Raw genomic sequence first — 18,438 nt, 5'->3', positions numbered from 1 at the left:
GAAGAATTCTCTTGTCTTCTTGTTTGTTTTTTGTTATGGAGGTGAAAAACGAAGGGTGAGTTTCAATAGCTATTGAATTCTTCACTCTTCACTCTTCGTTCTTCACTCTCAATACTTTGGATTTGGAATCTTCTTCATCAGTTGGGTAAACAGCCATGCCAGACAAACGCTGGCTATGATGTAGAGCAGCAGACCGGCATAGATGTCGCCACGGCGACTGATAGGGATGAAGAGCTTGCGGGCTACCGGATGAATGACGAAGAGAGCACCTGAGATGCTGCCCATCCATGCCAATACCTTGTAAGTGCCCTTCAGCCAGTTGATGTCCTGCAGAAGTTCAGCAAGCAGTACGCTCAGCAGACAGATGAAGAAGGGAACGAAGGTCCAGCCCAGCATGCTTCCGCTCAGACTGTAGATGAGCGAGATGCAGAAGACGATGCCAAAGAAATTGGTGACTGGTGAATGGAAAGTCATCAATATCTTCTCGCCATAACGGGCATAGAGGATGCCGAGTCCGAATGGCAGCATGCCTCCCATGAAGTTGTAGCGGTAGCGGTTCATCGCCTCGCTCTCCGGATTGTCGAATCCCAAGGCTAGCTGGATGCCGATGCAGATTGCCATCAGCGCCACCGTCCATCCCCAGTGACGGCGATAGATGAAGAGGCGGTATACGATATAGAGCTGCAGCATCAGTCCGAAGAACCAGTATGGACCTGGCCAGATGATGTTGTCCGGGTTTGGCAATACATTGTTGAACATGCCCAGCATTGCCACGATGTCGAGTGCAGCATAGTGGTGAGAGCCCGGCGTGATGAGGTCGAGCATGGTGAATGCTGCGAAACCGGTTATCATCATCTTGAAGAGTTTCAGATAATGATAGCGCACGAAGCGCAGCGGCTCGCGCCAGTTGATGCGCCAAGCCGATTTCTCACCAGAGATATGATATATCTGTGCTTCCTGTTCTGCTGAGAGGTGGGGGTTTGCCTCATATTTCATTACCAGTCCGTAGGCACTTAGGAAGAGAAATATCGGCACTCCGTAATGACCGAAGAACGAGAGCAGGTGGATAGGCAGGTTAAAGTCGGGATTGACGATAACCTGTGCCAGCCAGTCTACGTTGTGCTGGATATACTGATATTCGTTCTCCTTGACGATGGGACCTAGCCAATGACAGTAATTGTGCAGGAAGATGCCGATGATGGCAAGTCCTCTCAGTGCATTGCAGGCTTCTCTTGTTAATATCGACTGTTTCATTTCTTATCTCCTTTCTTGCTTTTTTCCTTTTTACTTTTTTCCTTTTCTACCTTTTCCAGATGCTCGTCGCGCAGCTGGTCGTAGTCGGCTGAATTCTTGAGGATACGTGGTCGCATCTCGTTGTATTTCGGACTCAGGATATTATATTCCTCCTTGTAGGTAGGCGTCTCGATGCCAGCCAGATATAATAATAGGTGAGGCAGGGCATCGGTCATGAATCTCTTGTCCTTTGCCTTGCGTATCTGACGGTAGATGTCGCGGTGGTTCCTGATATACTTCGGTGAACAGTATATCCAGAAAGGAATTTCGAATTCGTAGTGGGCCAGCGGCCAGTCGATGTTGGCTGAATGGTTACGGCAGATAAAGCCGCGGTCCTCCTCATAGCATTCCTCGCCATGGTCTGGCACATAGATGACAACGGCATCCTCCTTCTGGAATCGTTTCACGATCTGCGCCACGATAGAGTCGTTGTAGAGGGTAGCATTGTCGTAATGGCTCAGCATCTTGCGCTGTGCCGTGGTCAGCTCTGGTCGCTTTTCCTCGTAGCTGCTTGCCCAGAACTTGGCTTGTTCCTTGCGGTAGCGCAGCTTGTAGTTCACGTGCTGTCCCATCAGGTGGAAGATGGTGAGGTTGTGCTCCTTTTGGAATGTCTTCAGACTGTCGTCATAGTCTTTCAGTAATCCGTCGTCAAGATCGTGCAACTGGGTATTGCGATGGTCAAACTGCAGCTTGCTCAGTTCTGGATTGTTCAGGAAGAAACCACCGCTGAAGTCATAGACGGCTTCTTTAGCCTGCGGCAGGAATTCGTTGGTGATAAAGGTAACGTTGTAGCCAGCCTTTCTGAACACTTCCGGGAAGAGCGGATAGTCGCACCATTCTCCTTTCTCGCCTATCACATGGGTGGAGAGCATGTTCTTGAATACGAAACTGGTCAGGTTCCAGCAGGTTACTACATCTGTGAATTTGGTGAGTTTCCGGCTCTTTTCCAGTGCACTCTGTCTAGGAGTCGTCTCCATGAAATAGCCGTATTGCTGCGAGTGATGTCTGCCGTAGCTTTCGCCGATGATGAGTACGATGTTAGGTGAGCGATAGCTGCAGCTGTCCACCTTTACGGTATGTGCGGCACGGATAAGCTGGGTGATCTGGTGTGCTGCCAGCTGATTGGCATAGATACTGAAGTCGAGTCGGTAGATAGGTAGATAGAGCACGGCATGGTCTTTCTCTGTCAGGGTGTGCTCCACCTCTCCGATGGTTTTGCCCGACATCAGCTTGTGGAAAGCCGTCTTGTTGTGCCAGGAAGTGCACAAGCCAGTGATGAAAACAGCGATACAGAGGATTCCGAAACTTGCCGGCATGGCTGCGGTGATGCGTGGAACCGACTTGATTCGTTTTTTCCAGGAAGCCAATTCCAGACAGGTAATCAGGAAGACGTAAAATTTGATGAGTTGCTTGCGGAAGATGGCGATGAGTATCTGAATCAGAGCCAGGAGCAGAATCCAGCCTACACTGCTGAAGAGTACTTCGGCAGAGATGAGTGCCGAGAGGAAGCTGCTTGCCTCTGCACTGTTGGTTTCGCCCACCAGCATCAGCATGGAAGGATTGAGTGTAGAGCCGAAATTCACAAAACAATAGGTGTCTGCGGCTGCGGTGCTATATAATATAATGTATAGCACGATACGTAGACAGAAGCGTACCTTCTTGGGGAAGATAGCAAGAATGGCACACAGGAGGTAGAGGTCGACAAAGAGTTCCAGGAACAGATTGTCGTACAATGAGCCATATTTCGGTATGGTCACCAGTGAACTGATCGTGCCCAATAAGTACATGAACACGAAGAAGTTGGCATTTCTGCGAATAGGAGCAGATGCCACACTAAGACACTTCTTGATGATTTCTTTCCAACTCATATCTTTCTATTGTTGTTTAAAATGTTGTAAACAGTTTTTTGAAGCAAACGTTATATGCTTTTAAAAGGCAGAAGTTTCCAAACACCCGGATGTTATTTTTTATCGGGCGTTATAGTTTCTTTTTACCAGTTCTTCGATGCTCTCCGGTACCATTCCCTTGATACTCTTTCCTTCTTTGATGCGCTGCCGTATCTCGGTACTGCTGATGTTGAGCAATGGAGTTTCTACTATTGTTACGCCTTCCGGCACTTCGCCCACGCTGCTTCCCTGACGGGGATAGACAACGATGGGGTAGTGGGCAAGGATATCTTCGTGATGATACCACTTGTCGAAGGCAGCCCAGTTGTCCCCACCTATCAGCAGCGTAAACTCGATGTCTGTGAATTCCTGGCTGATGGCTTGAAGCGTGTGCCAGGTATAGGATGGCTTGGGCAGGCGAAACTCGTAGTCGCATGCCTTGAGCTGAGGCTCCTTCTCAAGTGCCTTCTCTACCATTTCCAGTCGCAGATGGTCATCGAGTAAGTCGGTTGCCGTCTTTTTAAAGGGGTTCATAGGCGATACCATAAACCATACCTCATCCAGTCCCGCCTTCTCGCACAGGCTTTTCGCCAATGCGATATGGCCGGTATGGATGGGGTTGAAGCTACCGCCAAAGATTCCTACTTTCTTACTTTGAACTTTGAACATTGAACTTTGAACTTTATGATTAGCAAAGCGAGCTGTATTTGCCTTTTGGACAGGCGATGGAATCGCCTGGAACGGGGGCTTTGCTTTCTGATAGCGGGCTTCGCTTTAACTATTCTTTGCTTATGCTTTAGCTATTCTGCGTCTAAAAAGGCTTTTACGAGCTGATAAACTTCCTGCTGAGCCTTCTCCAGGTCATCGTTGACAACGACGTGGTCGAACTGAGGAGCGAAGGTCAGCTCATAGCTGGCTTTGGCAAGGCGCTGTTCGATAACCTCTGGGGCATCAGTATTACGACCCACCAGGCGGCGGCGCAATTCCTCAACCGAAGGTGGCTGTACGAAGATGCTCAGGGCACGGTCGCCATAGAAATTCTTGATGTTCACACCGCCTTTAACGTCAACGTCGAAGATTACCGACTCGCCCTTGGCAAGCTGGTTTTCCACCTGCGACTTCAAGGTGCCATAGAATCTGTCCTGGTAAACCTCCTCGTATTCCAGGAATTCATCAGCTTCTATCTTAGCCTTAAACTCCTCAGGAGAGAGGAAGAAATATTCAACACCATTCTGCTCTGTGCCACGAGGAGCACGAGAGGTACAACTGATGGAGAAAGCCAACTTCAACTCTGGGTGTTCTTTCATCAACCAGTTGACGATGGTACTCTTACCACTGCCCGATGGGGCACTGAAAATTAATAATCCGTTCTTCATTGTTCCTTTTTCTTTTATATGCCATTCTTTTGCCAGGCGATGGAATCGCCTGGAACGGGGGCTCTTTTTGGGGGCTCTTTTTTGGGGGGTCTTTTTGGGGAGAGCTTTTCTTTTTTGGGGGGAGAGCTTTTCTCTTTAGAGAGCATTCAGCACCTGTTCCTTGATTTGCTCCAGCTCGTCCTTCATCTTCACCACGATGTTCTGCATTTCTGCCTGGTTGCTCTTGGAGCCGGTAGTGTTGATTTCGCGTCCCATTTCCTGTGCGATGAAACCGAGTTTCTTTCCTACGCCATGACCTTCCTCGTTCATGGTCTCACGGAAATACTTCAGGTGGTTGGCAAGACGCTGCTTTTCCTCGCTGATGTCGAGCTTCTCGATATAGTAGATAAGCTCCTGCTCCAGTCGGTTCTTGTCATAATCCACATTCGGAATCTGCTGCAAGCCGGTAACGATGTTCTGTCTGATCTTCTCCACGCGAGCCTTCTCGTATGGTTCGATGCTAGCCAGGAGAGCCTGGATGTTATCCACTTTCTCGGTAAATTTCTTCTGAAGAGCGGCTCCTTCCTGCTTGCGGAAGTCCTGAAGATGGGTCACAGCCTCGCAAATTGCATTTTTGGCAACCTCCCATTCCTCTTCTGTCAATTCTTCGACTTCTGTCTTCGTTGTTACATCAGGAAGACGCAACAGACAGTTGTACCAGTCAGTTGGCTCAGGAATACCGGTTTCTTCCGATATTTTCTTGATCTGCTGGTAATAATTCTGTACAAGCGCACCGTTGATAGGTGTGGCGTCGGTAGATGCGTCCTTCTCTATCCAGATAGAGAAGTCTATCTTGCCTCTTTCCAATGACTTAGCGATGTACTGACGAATTTCCATCTCCTTCTCTCTGTAGAGCGGAGCTATACGTGTAGAGAGGTCAAGCGTCTTGCTGTTTAATGACTTTATCTCTACATTAATCTTCTTTGTTTTGTAGGCCGCGGTAGCTTTTCCGAAGCCTGTCATTGACTGTATCATATAATCTTTCGCGTTAAATTTCTGCAAAAGTACAAAAAAAAGCGAGAAAATGCGTATATTTGCAACTTATTTAAGAATATATTTTTTAATTATGTCGTGTATTTTGAATATTGAGACGAGTACGGACGTGTGCTCAGTGGCAATTAGTGATAGTGGACAGGTGATTTTCAACAAGGAAGATCACTCAGGTCCTAACCATGCAGTTAAGTTGGGTGTGTATGTTGATGAGGCTTTGGATTTCCTCGATTCTCATGGTCTTCCATTAGAGGCTGTGGCTGTAAGTTGTGGTCCAGGCTCCTATACCGGATTGCGTATCGGCGTGAGTATGGCGAAGGGCATCTGCTATGGCCGTGGCGTGAAGTTGATAGCAGTTCCAACCCTTGAACTGATGGCTGTGCCTGTATTGCTAGGCGAACATCCTGAAGATGAAGACGCCCTCATCGTACCTATGCTCGACGCCCGTCGCATGGAGGTATATGCCGAAGTGCTCGACCGCGCCTTGAAGGTGGTTCGCCCTATCCAGGCTGATATTGTGGATGCTGATACTTACAAGGAATACCTTGATCAGCATCATGTGTATTTCTTCGGCAATGGTGCTGCCAAGTGTATGGAGACCATCAATCATCCTAACGCTCACCTCGTAGAGGGCATTGAACCATTGGCAAAGAACATGGCTCCGCTTGCCGAGAAGCGATTTGTAGAAGGCAAGTTTGAGGATGTTGCCTATTTCGTGCCTTTCTATCTCAAGGACTTCGTAGCCAAGATGCCGAAGAAATTAATTTAAGCGGCTCTCATCCATGAGCGCATTGACTATATTAAAATAATTAGATGAAGAAGAATATGAATATACAAGGATTAGATTACAATACACAGCGGGAGAAACTCGTGCTGCCAGAATATGGCCGCGAAATCCAGAAGATGGTGGATCACTGTCTGACGCTCACTGACCGCAATGAGCGCCAGCGTTGCGCTGAGTCCATCATCAGTATCATGAAACGTATGTTCCCAGAGGGAATGACGCAGGCAGAGAAAGACCGTAAGTTCTGGGATCATCTTGCCATCATGAGCGGATTCCAGCTGGATATCGACTATCCTTACGATATAGCTCATGCTGCTCAGATTGCCAAGAAGCCAGAGCCAATGGACTATCCGATGAAGCGCATTCCTGTGCGCCATTATGGAGCCATGATGTTCGGTGTGTTTGAACAACTCGAGCATATGGAGCCGGGAGCAGAGCGTGATGCGCTTGTAGAATTGACAGCCAATCAGATGCGTCGCGACCTGATGCAGTGGAGTCATGGCTCGGCTGATGAGGAGAAGGTGGCTTCTGACCTTGCCCGCTATACTCATGGTAAGATACAGCTGGATCTGGGCACCTTTAAGTTTGCTCCTATCCGTGATGTGCCTTACAATAATAACAATAATAATAACGGTAAAAAGAGAAAATAAGTAACACATTATTAAATAGAATTCTATGGAGTCTTTCATTATAGAGGGCGGACATCCGCTCCAGGGTACCATCTATCCCCAGGGCGCCAAGAACGAGGCGCTGGAGGTAATCTGTACCACCATCCTTACCGATGAGCCTGTGCGCATTAATAATGTGCCGGACATATTGGATGTGAACAACCTCATCAAGTTGCTCAAGGAAATAGGTGTGAAGGTTACTCAGCATAACCGTCACGACTATACCTTCCAGAGTGACGAACTGAATCTGGACTATCTCGAAAGTCTGGAGTTTGTGAAGAAATGCTCTTCGCTCCGCGGCAGTGTGCTTATGTTTGGTCCGCTGCTCGGAAGATGCGGCAAGGCTACCATTGCCAAGCCGGGTGGCGACAAGATTGGTCGTCGCCGTCTCGATACCCATTTCCTGGGTTTCAAGTATCTGGGTGCAACCTTCGTCCATGACGAGGAGCGCAATGTGTATCAGATTCAGGCAAAGAAGCTCAAGGGCTGCTATATGTTGCTTGATGAGGCTTCCGTGACGGGTACAGCCAATATCATCATGGCTTCCGTCCTGGCTGAGGGAACCACCACCATTTACAATGCGGCTTGCGAACCTTATATCCAACAGCTCTGCCATCTGCTCAATGCGATGGGAGCACAGATCAGTGGCATTGCCAGCAATCTGATTACCATTGTGGGCGTCAAGAAGCTGCATGGTGCCAGCCATCGCATCCTGCCCGATATGATCGAGGTGGGTTCGTTTATCGGAATGGCTGCCATGTGTGGTGCCGGTGTCCGCATCAAGGACGTTTCGGTCAAGGATCTCGGTATCATTCCTGATTCTTTCCGCCGTCTCGGTGTGAAGATCAAGGTAGAGGGCGATGATCTTGTCATTCCGGAGCAGAAGCATTATGTGATTGATTCGTTTATCGACGGTACCATCATGACGCTTGCCGATGCTCCATGGCCTGGACTTACACCAGACCTTCTTTCGGTGCTCCTCGTGGTGGCTACCCAGGCTCGTGGCAGTGTGCTTTTCCATCAGAAGATGTTCGAGAGTCGTCTCTTCTTTGTTGATAAGCTGATAGATATGGGTGCACAGATTATCCTCTGCGATCCTCATCGTGCCGTGGTGGTAGGTCATGACCATAAAATCAAGTTGCGTGCTGGCAGGATGACGAGTCCGGATATCCGTGCCGGTATCGCCCTGCTGATTGCTGCCATGAGTGCCAACGGTACCAGCCGTATCGAGAATATTGCTCAGATAGACCGTGGTTACGAGGATATCGAGCATCGCCTCAATGCGCTGGGTGCCAAGATTACCCGTGTCAGCGATTAATATTCAAAGTTCCAAGTAATATGATAAGACGTGACGAAGTATATAAGATAGGTAAGTTGGGAAAGCCTCATGGGGTGAAGGGCGAGATAACCTTTGCCATTACCGATGATGTTTTCGACCGTGTGGATGCCGAGTATCTGGTGCTCGACATCGACGGCATCCTCGTACCTTTCTATTTAGAGGAGTATCGTTTCAAGAATGATGAGAATGTACTCGTGAAATTTGAGGATATCGATACCCAGGAGCAGGCTCGCAACTATACCGGTCGCGAGGTCTTCTTTCCACGCCACCTTTCGGATAGCGATGGTGAGAACATGACCTGGGCAGAAATCATCGGTTTTCAGCTGGTAGATGCCGTAAGCGGAAAGTTGGTAGGTACTCTGGAGCGTGTTGATGATTCCACCCTCAACCTCCTTTTCGAAGTGACGACTCCTGAAGGTGATGACATTCTCATCCCTGCCAGCAACGACCTCATCGAAGAGGTGAATGCTGAAAAGAAGGAAATCAGAATGGCAATCCCCGAAGGATTGCTTGACTTGTAAATGATATAATGATGAAGAAACAACAGATATGTATTCTCGGTTCTACCGGCAGTATCGGCACGCAGGCACTCGATGTCATCGAACAGCACAGCGACCTTTACGAGGTATATTGCCTTACCGCCAACAACCGGGTGAAGGAACTTGCCGAACAGGCACATAAGTTCCACCCTGCTGCCGTAGTGATAGCCAATGAGAACCACTACGAGGAATTGCAGGATATGCTGAGCGATGAGCCAGATATCAAGGTTTATGCAGGTGCCCAGGCGCTTTGCGACATCGTACAGGCAGAGCCTATCGATATGGTGCTGGCTTCCATGGTTGGTTTTTCCGGCTTGGAGCCGACTATCCATGCCATCAAGGCTCGTAAGAAAATTTGTCTTGCCAACAAGGAAACCCTCGTGGTGGCAGGTGAGTTGATTTGTAATCTTGCCCAGGAATATCATGTGCCTATCCTTCCGGTAGACAGTGAACACAGCGCCATCTTCCAGAGTCTGGTGGGCGAGGGCGACAACGAGGTAGAGAAGATTCTCCTGACCTGTTCGGGCGGTCCGTTCCGTAATTATACCCACGAGCAGTTGGAGAAGGTTACTGCAGCCGATGCCCTCAAGCATCCTACCTGGGATATGGGAGCCAAGATTACCATCGATTCGGCTTCGCTCATGAACAAGGGTTTCGAGGTGACAGAAGCTAAATGGCTCTTTGGGGTTCCGGCTGACAAGATAGAGGTTCTCATCCATCCTCAGAGTGTTGTTCATAGTGCTGTTCAGTTTGTCGATGGAGCCGTGAAGGCTCAGTTGGGCGTGCCTGATATGCGTCTGCCTATCCAGTATGCCTTCTCGTTCCCTCAGCGTCTGCATCTCGATGGCGATCGTCTCGACCTCTTCAAGACGCAGGATTTGCAGTTCTTCAAGCCTGACTGTAAGAAGTTCAAGTGCCTGCAACTTGCCTTTGATGCCATCAGGAAGGGTGGCAATATGTCGTGCATCGTAAATGCAGCCAATGAGATTGTGAATGCCGGCTTCCGCAAGGGCGAATGTGGTTTCCTTCAGATGGCAGACATCATCGAGGAGACGATGGCTAAGGCCACCTTCGACAGCAATCCTGATCTTGATGTCTATCTGCAGACGGATGCTGAGGCTCGCCGCATAGCAACGGAGCTGATGCATAAATAATAATTAATAATGTAGAATTAATAATTAATAATTAAAATGAACGCAGGATATAGGACTCATCATCAAGTTCAAAGTTCCAAGTTCAAAGTTCAAAGTAAATAAATGGAAGTATTTTTGATCAAAGCGTTGCAGCTGATGCTGTCGCTTTCCATCTTGGTGTTGCTCCATGAGGGCGGACACTTCTTCTTCTCCAAGCTCTTCGGTGTAAGAGTAGAGAAGTTCTATCTGTTCTTCGACCCTTGGTTCCATCTCTTCGAGTTCAAGCCAAAGAATTCGGATACCACTTACGGTTTGGGATGGTTGCCGCTCGGAGGATATTGTAAGATTTCGGGTATGATAGACGAGAGTTTCGATACCGAACAGATGAAACAGCCTGAGCAGCCATTCGAATTCCGCAGCAAGCCGGCATGGCAGCGCCTGCTGATTATGATTGGTGGTGTGCTGGTCAATTTCATTCTGGCTCTTTTCATCTATTCCATGATTCTTTTCCATTGGGGCGAAGACTATGTAGCTACCAAGGACATGACTCAGGGAATGAAGTTCAATACCGAGGCAAAGGCATTGGGTTTCCAGGACCATGATATTCTCGTGGGTACTGAATTCGGAGCTTTCAAGACCTTTGATGGCGACATGTATCGCGATCTTTCTACAGCCACTCGTGTAGATATCATCCGAGGCGGCAAGCCGATGAGTCTCAATCTGCCAGGCGACCTCGACATGCTCAGCATGATCAAGGAGAGTCCTCGCTTCGTAGAGGTTTATCTGCCATTGCAGATTGACAGTGTGATGAAGGATTCCCCTGCCAGCAAACTGGGTTTGGCAAAGGGTGATAAGATTCTCGCTCTGAATGGCAAGAAGGTGGATTCTTTCAATGAATTCCAGCTGGAGCTGGGACGCATCAATGATGTTCTCGCCTCTACCTCTTCTCATCAGGACAGCGTGAAGGCATTGACAGCTCAGGTAACCTATCTCAAGGCGTCTGGCGATACATTGAAGAACAATGTCATGCTGCAGTCTACCGAGAACGGTGTGAAGTTTGGCTTCTATAATCATCCTGTTCTCCAGGATTATAAGGTTACCCATATCAGCTACGGCTTCTTCCAGAGTTTCCCTGCGGGTATCAAGTATGGTTGGAATGTATTGTCGGGCTATGTAGGCGATATGAAGTATGTCTTCACTAAGGAAGGTGCCAAGAGTCTGGGTGGTTTCGGAGCCTTGGGCAGCTTGTTCCCTTCTATGTGGGATTGGCACGCCTTCTGGATGATGACCGCTTTCCTGAGCATTATCCTGGCGTTCATGAACATTCTTCCTATTCCGGCATTGGATGGTGGACATGTGTTCTTCCTCCTTTACGAAATCATTACAGGCCGCAAGCCGGGCGATAAGTTCATGGAGCGTGCCGAGTATGTCGGTTTCGCTATTCTCCTCCTCCTGCTCGTTGTAGCTAACCTGAATGATGTGCTGAGATTCTTCCACCTGATGTAAATGCCTTATATAATAAGGTGGATAAAATATAGAAAAGATAAAGGTCGCTGCCATGACGGTAGCGACCTTTTTGTTTGCATTTTATATGAATCGGTTTTTGTTAATTTTAAATTAGGTTTGCTATTTATCGTATTTCGTGTCTTGTTGTTTCCTAATTATGAGTAGCGGATAATCTGTCCCGGTGACAGCTTCTTATCCTTCTTGTAACCGTTGAGTCGGCAAATCTGCTCTACGCTTACACCACGTTTCTCAGCGATGCTCGTGAGCGTTTCACCATACTTAACCTTGTGATAGAGCTTTTCTCCTGATGGACTGGCGGTATATCTTCCAACCTCTCCACCGTTCACCTGCTCCCTGGTATATCCACCGTTTCCAATCTTGCCGCGTGCAGCGTTAGCCTCTGCATATTCGCTCTCGTAGGTATCGCGATTGAAACTGTAGAAGTCGCCAGTGACGTCCTGGTTGCGGAAATCGAAGAAGAGTGCCGGGTTCAAAGCCACGCCACAGAGACGTGTTTCGAAATGGAGGTGAGAACCTGTGCTTCGACCGGTGTTACCACCCAAGCCGATTACATCTCCTGCTCTTACTTCTTCGCCCTCAGTAACGAGCTGCTTTGAGAGGTGGCCGTAGATAGTCTCCAAGCCGTTGTTGTGACGAATAACGATGTACTTACCGTAACCACCACCTTCATATCTTACGATGCGAACTCTGCCTGAAAAGGCTGAGCGGATTGAGTCGCCAATATAAACCTTGATGTCCATACCTTTATGTTGGCGGCCAAAGCTAGCACGGTAACCGAAGTTACTTGTGACAACGCGACTAGGAGTTGGCATGCAGAAATGACGAAGATCGATACGGAAGTGCTCTGGCAATTTTGTTGCCTTATGGGCATACTTGTTAGAGAAGTCCTCGTACAGTTCAGCTGCAGGATTTTCTCTATCTTCCACTAGTCGATAGTGCGAGACAGCAAGCGTGTCAAGCGCTTTCATTCTGTGGTCTACTGGAGCTTGTCTTGCTAACAGATCCTGTCCGCAAACGGGAACAGCTGTTAACGCCAACAAGGCAACGACCGAAATTTTTTTCATTCTTTTTTTAAAACTCATACTACTTTTTCTATTTTCTTTTTTAGGTCCATGTCAATAAGCGCAGAATCCATAATCCAAATTCTGCAAAAACCACTAGGGCAAGTACCCTAATCCGCGATTTTGTTATATAGACGTTGCAAATATAACAAAAATATCTCGAAAAACAATGGTTGTTAACGCCAACTCCCCGATATTTAACGTGATAATCTAGTTTTTAACGTTTGTTATGAAGGTTCGGTGCAATTAATTGTCAATCTGCTCGTTTTCATGCTTTTGCAGGATTCTGAGCAATGCCACGGCAGGGGAATGTCCCATGAAAATATACTTTTTTACCTCCGGACTGGTAAATCTGAGGCATTCCTGATAGGCTCGGAACAGGTCATCCAGGTTGATGGTGAATTCCTTGCCCGATGATTCCCGGATGCCGATAATCATTTTGGCGGTTACATGTAATTTAATGTATCTGATGCCCGTTACGCTTTCTATTTCTTTCAATTCCGATAAGATGGCGCGCATCTTGTCCATGGTGAGTTCCGGACGAGGTTCTCTGATGGCTGGTTTTCTTCTTCTATCCATAATTGCTTTTGTTTTTAAATGTTTTTTGCCTGGCGATGGAAACGCCAGGAACGGGGGCTGATTGCCGCCTTTTTGATTGCCGCTTTAGCTGATGGCTGCCCAGTTGATATGGGTTTTCTTCAATTCCTTGAGGCGGTTCCAGAGCAGGGCGTTCTGAGGGGCATTGCATTGCGGGTCGTTGTCGATGATTTTCTGGGCTTCATTGCGTGCCAACTGAACCAGCTGACCGTCTCTGGCAATATTCGCTATCTTCAGGTCGAAAGCCATGCCGCTCTGCTGCGTACCTTCCAGGTCGCCGGGACCACGGAGCTTCAAATCGGCTTCGGCGATGCGGAAACCGTCGTTGGTATCACACATGATGTCGATGCGCTTGCGTGTCTCCTCAGAAAGCTTGAAGTTGGTGACGAGGATGCAGTAACTCTGGTCGCAGCCTCTTCCCACACGGCCTCGCAGCTGATGCAGCTGGGAGAGACCGAAGCGCTGGGCATCCAGTATCACCATCACCGAGGCATTCGGCACGTTCACGCCCACCTCTATCACGGTGGTGGCAACGAGAATCTGAGTCTCGCCCTTCACGAAAAGCTCCATCTCCTCTTCCTTCTCGGCTGATTTCATCTTGCCATGAATCTTGCTCAGCTTGAATTCCGGAAACGCCTGTTTCAGCGTCTCGTAGCCTTCTTCCAGGTTCTTCAGATCGCTCTTCTCGCTCTCCTTGATGAGCGGGAAGACGATATATACCTGTCTGCCGAGATTAATCTGATGGCGGATGCTCTGGTAGAGGCTGGTGAGCTGGGTATCAAACTTATGCAGGGTCTGTATCGGCTTTCTGCCCGGTGGCAGTTCGTCGATGACGCTCACGTCCAGGTCGCCATAGATAGTCATGGCGAGGGTGCGTGGGATAGGGGTGGCTGTCATCACGAGAATATGCGGTGGATTCTCGCTCTTGCTCCACAGTTTCGCTCTCTGTGCCACACCAAAGCGGTGCTGCTCGTCGATGACGGCAATGCCCAGGCGCTGGAATACCACGGGGTCTTCCAGTACGGCATGGGTACCGACCAGAATCTGGATATCGCCGGTGGAGAGGTCGGCAAGAATCTTTTCTCTTTTCTTTCCTTTCACGATGCCCGTCAGCAGTTCTACCCGGATGTCCATGCCCTTCAGGAAAGAGCGGATGGTCTGGAGATGCTGCTCGGCAAGGATTTCGGTAGGTGCCATCATGCATGCCTGATAACCGTTGTCCAGGGCGATGAGCATGGTCATGAGTGCCACGAGCGTCTTGCCCGAGCCTACATCGCCCTGCAGGAGGCGGTTCATCTGTCTGCCGCTGCACATGTCGGCCCTGATTTCGTGCATCACCCGTTTCTGCGCTCCCGTCAGTTCGAAGGGCAGATGGTCGGCATAGAAGCCGTTGAAGATGTCGGCGATGCGGTTGAAGACATAGCCCCGGTATTTGTGTCGCTGGTCGCTGGCATACCTTAATATATTAAGCTGCACATAGAAGAGTTCTTCGAATTTGAGGCGCACCTGAGCCTTCTGCATCTCCTGATGGGAATGCGGATAGTGAATCATGCGGATGGCAGCATCTCGCGAAACCAGATGCAGGCGCTCTACGATATGGCTTGGCAGTGTTTCGGGAAGAGGAGGAAGGATGGTGACCAGCTGTTTGCTCATCTTCTCGATGGAACGTGAGCTGTAGCCGCGCTTCCTGAGGTTTTCGGTAAGCGAATAGTAGGGCTGCATGCCCATCTCTGATATCTGAAGATGGGTAGCATCGTCCATGTCGGGATGGGTAAACTGGAATCTGCCGTTGAAGACGGTAGGCTTTCCGAAGACGAGGTATTCCGTGCCCACCTTATAGGTTTTCATGATGTATTGTGCACCACGGAACCAGGTGAGGTCTACCACGCCGAAGCCGTCGGAGAAATGAGCCACCAGCATCTTGTTCCGCTTGCCGGTATCTATTTCTTCGTAGCTCAGAATCCTTCCTTTTATCTGTACGTAAGGCATCTCAGAGGTGAGTTCGCTGATATGGTAGACCTTGGAGCGGTCTACATATTTATATGGATAGTATTCCAGCAGGTCACCGTAAGAGTTGATGCCGAGCTCCTTGCTCAGTATCTCTTTCTTCTTGGGACCTACGCCTGGCAGGTACATGATGTCTTGGTCTAAAATACTACTCATATTGTTGCAAAATTACTATTTTATGCCAAGACTGCCAAAAGTTTTACTTATTTTTTTTATAATTGCGTTACAAAACAAGGATTTCTGCGTCTTTACCTTATAAACAACTGAGCTTTCGCATATCAGGAAGTTAAAGGAGTTAAGGAAGTTAAGGAGTTAAGACGTATGTCTTGCTGCTTAAAAACTATGCAAAAAAGACTGATGCTCCTTTAGTTTGGAAACTATTTCATTAGCAGTTCTCATAATAACCTCCTTTCTACTTTATATAATTTCGTTCAAGAAGTCCATGAAGGAGTCCTTGTCGGCAATATCATTGTTAAGCAAGAAACGCCCTGCAGAGTTCTGTTAAACGGATTTAACATTTACGGGGGGTATTGTTAATAAAAATAACTCGCTCTAAATTGGACTTTGATTGAAAATCAAGAAGTTGGGCGTTTGCCTATATTATATAGGTAACAATATGGAAACGAGCGGACTTCTGCTCGTTTCTGTATTTTGCAATATGCAAAGAACGCCTTCAAATATATATGCAAAGATAAATCTAATTTTCCAAAAAACACCTTTTTTTACTTTGTTTTTATGATTATTTATGAAACGGGCAATATTGCGAAATACTCAATTATTTGCATGTTTCGTAAACATTTTGAGGCTATTGTTCCTTTTTCTGAAATTATTTTCGTACTTTTGCAAGCGTATTCACCTATTTTATAATAATGTATGGCAAAGAAATATGTAAACAGATTGAAGATAATGTTGGCAGTAACCAGGCACTCAAACAAGTGGCTGGCAGAAATGCTGGGCAAAGACCAAGCAACCATTTCTAAATGGTGCACCAACACTTGCCAACCAGACTTGGAAACCTTAATACGGATTTCTGATTTGCTGAAAGTGGATGTAAACGATTTGTTGAACAAAGAATGTATCAAAGAATGATGGACGATATATTGAAACAGATAAAGGCAGGCGAGGTGTCGGGGGTGCAGTTCAAGGAACGCATTCTCGACAAATATGATATTGCCTGTGAGTTAGTGGCGTTCAGTAATTCACATGGTGGCAAATTGGTAGTTGGCATAAAGGATAAGACCGGAGAACCCAATGCCTTGTCGTATTCTGAGGTACAAGAAACAACCAACTTATTGAGTGATATTGCTTCAGAAAACGTAGTGCCATCCATTCTGATAAAGATAGATACTGTTGAAGTTGAGGATGGCAACTTGGTTATTGCTACTGTGAAGGAAGGACTCAACAAGCCTTATCATGACAACAAGGGAATCGTATGGGTGAAGAATGGTGCCGACAAGCGTAAAGTGTTCGATAATGCAGAACTTGCAGAAATGATGACCGACTGCGGTAGTTTTGCACCAGACGAGGCTGGTGTTAGGGATGCAACTGTCAACGACCTTGATGCAACGACTATCAAGCTGTTTCTTGGCAATCGTTTTGAAAGAGTGTTGGAGAAGAAAGGCTTGACAGGTGACGCTTTTAATGAAGCATCACTTGATATGATATGCTCTGCCATAGCTAAGGGACATGACTGTGAGAAGATACTTCGCAATCTGCGATTTATCCGTCCCGATGGCACACTGACCGTTGCTGCCATGCTTCTGTTTGGCAAATACACCCAACGCTGGATGCCAATGATGACAGCCAAGTGTATCTGTTTTGCTGGCAACAGTGTTGGCAGCAAGGTGTTCCGTGACAAGGTGAATGATGCAGATATGGAGGGAAATCTGCTTCACCAATATGATACTATCATGGATTTCTTCACTCGTAACCTGCATAATGTGCAGGTGGGAGATGAATTCAACAGCATGGGTAAGTTGGAAATACCTTATACCAGTTTGGTTGAGTTCACAGTAAACAGCCTTGTACATCGTTCGTTGAATATGAAAGCCCCTGTTCGCATTTTCATTTTCGACAATCGTGTGGAGATTCACAGTCCAGGTGCATTGCCTAACGGACTCACTATTGATGACATCAAGGCTGGAACATCCATGCCTCGCAATATGTTCCTTTTTAACAATGCCATATACTTGCTGCCATATACTGGTGTAGGTAGCGGCATCACTCGTGCACTGGACGAAGATATCAATGTCACGTTTATGAATAATGACAAGGCACAGGAATTTGTCATCACGGTTTGGAGAGAAGAAAGTAACGAAGTCGAGAAAAAAAGTAACCAAGTCGAGGGGAAAAGTAACCAAGTCGGTAACCAAGTCAAACAAAAAAGTAACGAAGTCGAAGAGGAGAGTAACCAAGTCGAGGAAAAAAGTAACCAAGTCCAAGACTCTTACACTCGACTTAGACACTCTGACACTAAAAAAGTGTCATTGTCTAATAAGCAAAGGGATATAGTCAATTTCTGTTCAGTTCCTCGAACCACCGCAGAGATCATGGAACGCCTTGATTTATCCAATCAAACCAAGAACCGAGAGCGTTACATTACATCCCTTGTTGCAGCAGGATATTTGCAGATGACTAATCCAGATAATCCTACAGCAAGTAATCAAAAATACAAGAAAGTAAACAAAAGATAAGAAGCGTATGGATTCATTATTTCTACTTCAGTTTGCATGTTTCATATTCATGATCATCAATGCCTTCATCGTGGCAGCCTCTCATCTGCATGTAAGATGGGAGAACAAGCGGTATGAGCGTTCTCGATGGATGATTGTTGCTGCCCTGATAGGACTGGCGATACAATATGTGCTGCAGATGACTTTCGGGTTCCGTGCTATGCACGATAATCTGGGGGCGGTCATCAACATCCTCCTCTATACCCCCTGCTTCTCGCTCATCTCCATAGGAATCTACAACATAGAAACCACCCGTGCTAACCTCAGAAAGATGATACTGATGTGTAGTGGCATTTATGCTGCCATCATTGTGGCCTTTTGCGTGGGTATCAGTCTTCATCATAGCCTGTATATCAGAGAGGGGCTTTATCTGATGTTGACTCTGTTTTGCGTAAGTGTTTTCTATTGCATATCACTAGTGTCCCGTTAAAACGAGACGATTATTAAATAAGTTATTAATACTCAAA

At 47.3% G+C, this 18,438-nt stretch carries 17 protein-coding genes; 9 read left to right on the top strand and 8 right to left on the bottom strand.

Annotated elements, in window-relative coordinates; genetic code table 11:
* Positions 1 to 108: 108 nt before the first annotated feature.
* The 5 genes from F7D73_RS13905 to F7D73_RS13885 all read right to left on the bottom strand — a co-directional run bounded on the left by F7D73_RS13905 (position 109) and on the right by F7D73_RS13885 (position 5,569).
* On the bottom strand, positions 109 to 1,254 hold the full coding sequence (locus tag F7D73_RS13905; RefSeq protein WP_153125628.1) for an acyltransferase family protein: 1,146 nt from the start codon (positions 1,252 to 1,254) through the stop codon (positions 109 to 111).
* Positions 1,251 to 3,161, bottom strand: a complete 1,911-nt coding sequence (locus F7D73_RS13900) for a phosphoethanolamine transferase (protein ID WP_153125626.1) — start codon at positions 3,159 to 3,161, stop codon at positions 1,251 to 1,253. The genes F7D73_RS13905 and F7D73_RS13900 overlap by 4 nt, the downstream gene beginning before the upstream one ends.
* A gap of 99 nt (positions 3,162 to 3,260) precedes the next feature.
* Positions 3,261 to 3,848 carry a nicotinate (nicotinamide) nucleotide adenylyltransferase gene (gene nadD / locus F7D73_RS13895; RefSeq protein ID WP_153125624.1) on the bottom strand — a complete coding sequence of 196 codons (588 nt, stop codon included), beginning with the start codon at positions 3,846 to 3,848 and terminating at the stop codon, positions 3,261 to 3,263.
* A 131-nt stretch (positions 3,849 to 3,979) separates the two neighbouring features.
* On the bottom strand, positions 3,980 to 4,555 hold the full coding sequence (gene gmk, locus F7D73_RS13890) for a guanylate kinase (protein WP_153125622.1): 576 nt from the start codon (positions 4,553 to 4,555) through the stop codon (positions 3,980 to 3,982).
* Positions 4,556 to 4,690: 135 nt separating this feature from the next.
* Positions 4,691 to 5,569, bottom strand: a complete 879-nt coding sequence (locus F7D73_RS13885; protein ID WP_153125620.1) for a YicC/YloC family endoribonuclease — start codon at positions 5,567 to 5,569, stop codon at positions 4,691 to 4,693.
* Positions 5,570 to 5,660: 91 nt separating this feature from the next.
* Between F7D73_RS13885 and tsaB the strand changes: the two genes are divergently transcribed.
* The 6 genes from tsaB (at position 5,661) to rseP (ending at position 11,553) form a co-directional block, all read left to right on the top strand.
* Positions 5,661 to 6,353: a tRNA (adenosine(37)-N6)-threonylcarbamoyltransferase complex dimerization subunit type 1 TsaB gene (gene tsaB / locus F7D73_RS13880; protein ID WP_153125618.1), complete on the top strand. Its 693-nt coding sequence runs from the start codon at positions 5,661 to 5,663 to the stop codon at positions 6,351 to 6,353.
* Between the two features lie 56 nt (positions 6,354 to 6,409).
* Positions 6,410 to 7,018: a DUF4290 domain-containing protein gene (locus tag F7D73_RS13875; protein WP_153125616.1), complete on the top strand. Its 609-nt coding sequence runs from the start codon at positions 6,410 to 6,412 to the stop codon at positions 7,016 to 7,018.
* A 25-nt stretch (positions 7,019 to 7,043) separates the two neighbouring features.
* On the top strand, positions 7,044 to 8,354 hold the full coding sequence (gene murA / locus F7D73_RS13870; protein WP_153125614.1) for a UDP-N-acetylglucosamine 1-carboxyvinyltransferase: 1,311 nt from the start codon (positions 7,044 to 7,046) through the stop codon (positions 8,352 to 8,354).
* Positions 8,355 to 8,374: 20 nt separating this feature from the next.
* Positions 8,375 to 8,896 (top strand): ribosome maturation factor RimM, encoded by a 522-nt coding sequence (gene rimM, locus F7D73_RS13865; protein ID WP_153125612.1) that lies wholly within the window; start codon positions 8,375 to 8,377, stop codon positions 8,894 to 8,896.
* An 11-nt stretch (positions 8,897 to 8,907) separates the two neighbouring features.
* Positions 8,908 to 10,068, top strand: coding sequence for a 1-deoxy-D-xylulose-5-phosphate reductoisomerase (locus F7D73_RS13860; protein WP_153125741.1), 1,161 nt, complete (start codon positions 8,908 to 8,910; stop codon positions 10,066 to 10,068).
* Positions 10,069 to 10,170: 102 nt separating this feature from the next.
* Positions 10,171 to 11,553, top strand: a complete 1,383-nt coding sequence (gene rseP / locus F7D73_RS13855; protein ID WP_153125610.1) for an RIP metalloprotease RseP — start codon at positions 10,171 to 10,173, stop codon at positions 11,551 to 11,553.
* 155 nt (positions 11,554 to 11,708) lie between these two features.
* On the opposite strand, the gene F7D73_RS13850 is transcribed toward rseP, so the two are convergent.
* From F7D73_RS13850 to recG, 3 genes are all read right to left on the bottom strand, one after another.
* A complete protein-coding gene (locus tag F7D73_RS13850) occupies positions 11,709 to 12,656 on the bottom strand; it encodes a M23 family metallopeptidase (protein ID WP_153125608.1) in 948 nt (315 codons plus the stop codon).
* Between the two features lie 225 nt (positions 12,657 to 12,881).
* Positions 12,882 to 13,214 (bottom strand): hypothetical protein, encoded by a 333-nt coding sequence (locus tag F7D73_RS13845; RefSeq protein WP_153125606.1) that lies wholly within the window; start codon positions 13,212 to 13,214, stop codon positions 12,882 to 12,884.
* An 84-nt stretch (positions 13,215 to 13,298) separates the two neighbouring features.
* Positions 13,299 to 15,395 carry an ATP-dependent DNA helicase RecG gene (gene recG, locus F7D73_RS13840; RefSeq protein ID WP_153125604.1) on the bottom strand — a complete coding sequence of 699 codons (2,097 nt, stop codon included), beginning with the start codon at positions 15,393 to 15,395 and terminating at the stop codon, positions 13,299 to 13,301.
* 717 nt (positions 15,396 to 16,112) lie between these two features.
* On the opposite strand from recG, the gene F7D73_RS13835 reads away from it, so the two are divergent.
* The 3 genes from F7D73_RS13835 to F7D73_RS13825 are packed head-to-tail and all read left to right on the top strand — an operon-like array spanning position 16,113 to position 18,401.
* A complete protein-coding gene (locus F7D73_RS13835) occupies positions 16,113 to 16,328 on the top strand; it encodes a helix-turn-helix transcriptional regulator (RefSeq protein WP_119064809.1) in 216 nt (71 codons plus the stop codon).
* Positions 16,325 to 17,932, top strand: coding sequence for an RNA-binding domain-containing protein (locus F7D73_RS13830; protein ID WP_153125602.1), 1,608 nt, complete (start codon positions 16,325 to 16,327; stop codon positions 17,930 to 17,932). The genes F7D73_RS13835 and F7D73_RS13830 overlap by 4 nt, the downstream gene beginning before the upstream one ends.
* 7 nt (positions 17,933 to 17,939) lie before the next feature.
* Positions 17,940 to 18,401: a hypothetical protein gene (locus F7D73_RS13825; protein ID WP_228117751.1), complete on the top strand. Its 462-nt coding sequence runs from the start codon at positions 17,940 to 17,942 to the stop codon at positions 18,399 to 18,401.
* The last annotated feature ends 37 nt before the right edge of the window (positions 18,402 to 18,438 follow it).

Origin of the sequence: Segatella copri (assembly GCF_009494395.1) — a bacterium.
Classification (GTDB): Bacteria; Bacteroidota; Bacteroidia; order Bacteroidales; family Bacteroidaceae; genus Prevotella.
The sequence above is the reverse complement of the archived record's forward strand: the minus strand, read 5'-3'. Positions and strand labels throughout refer to the sequence as shown.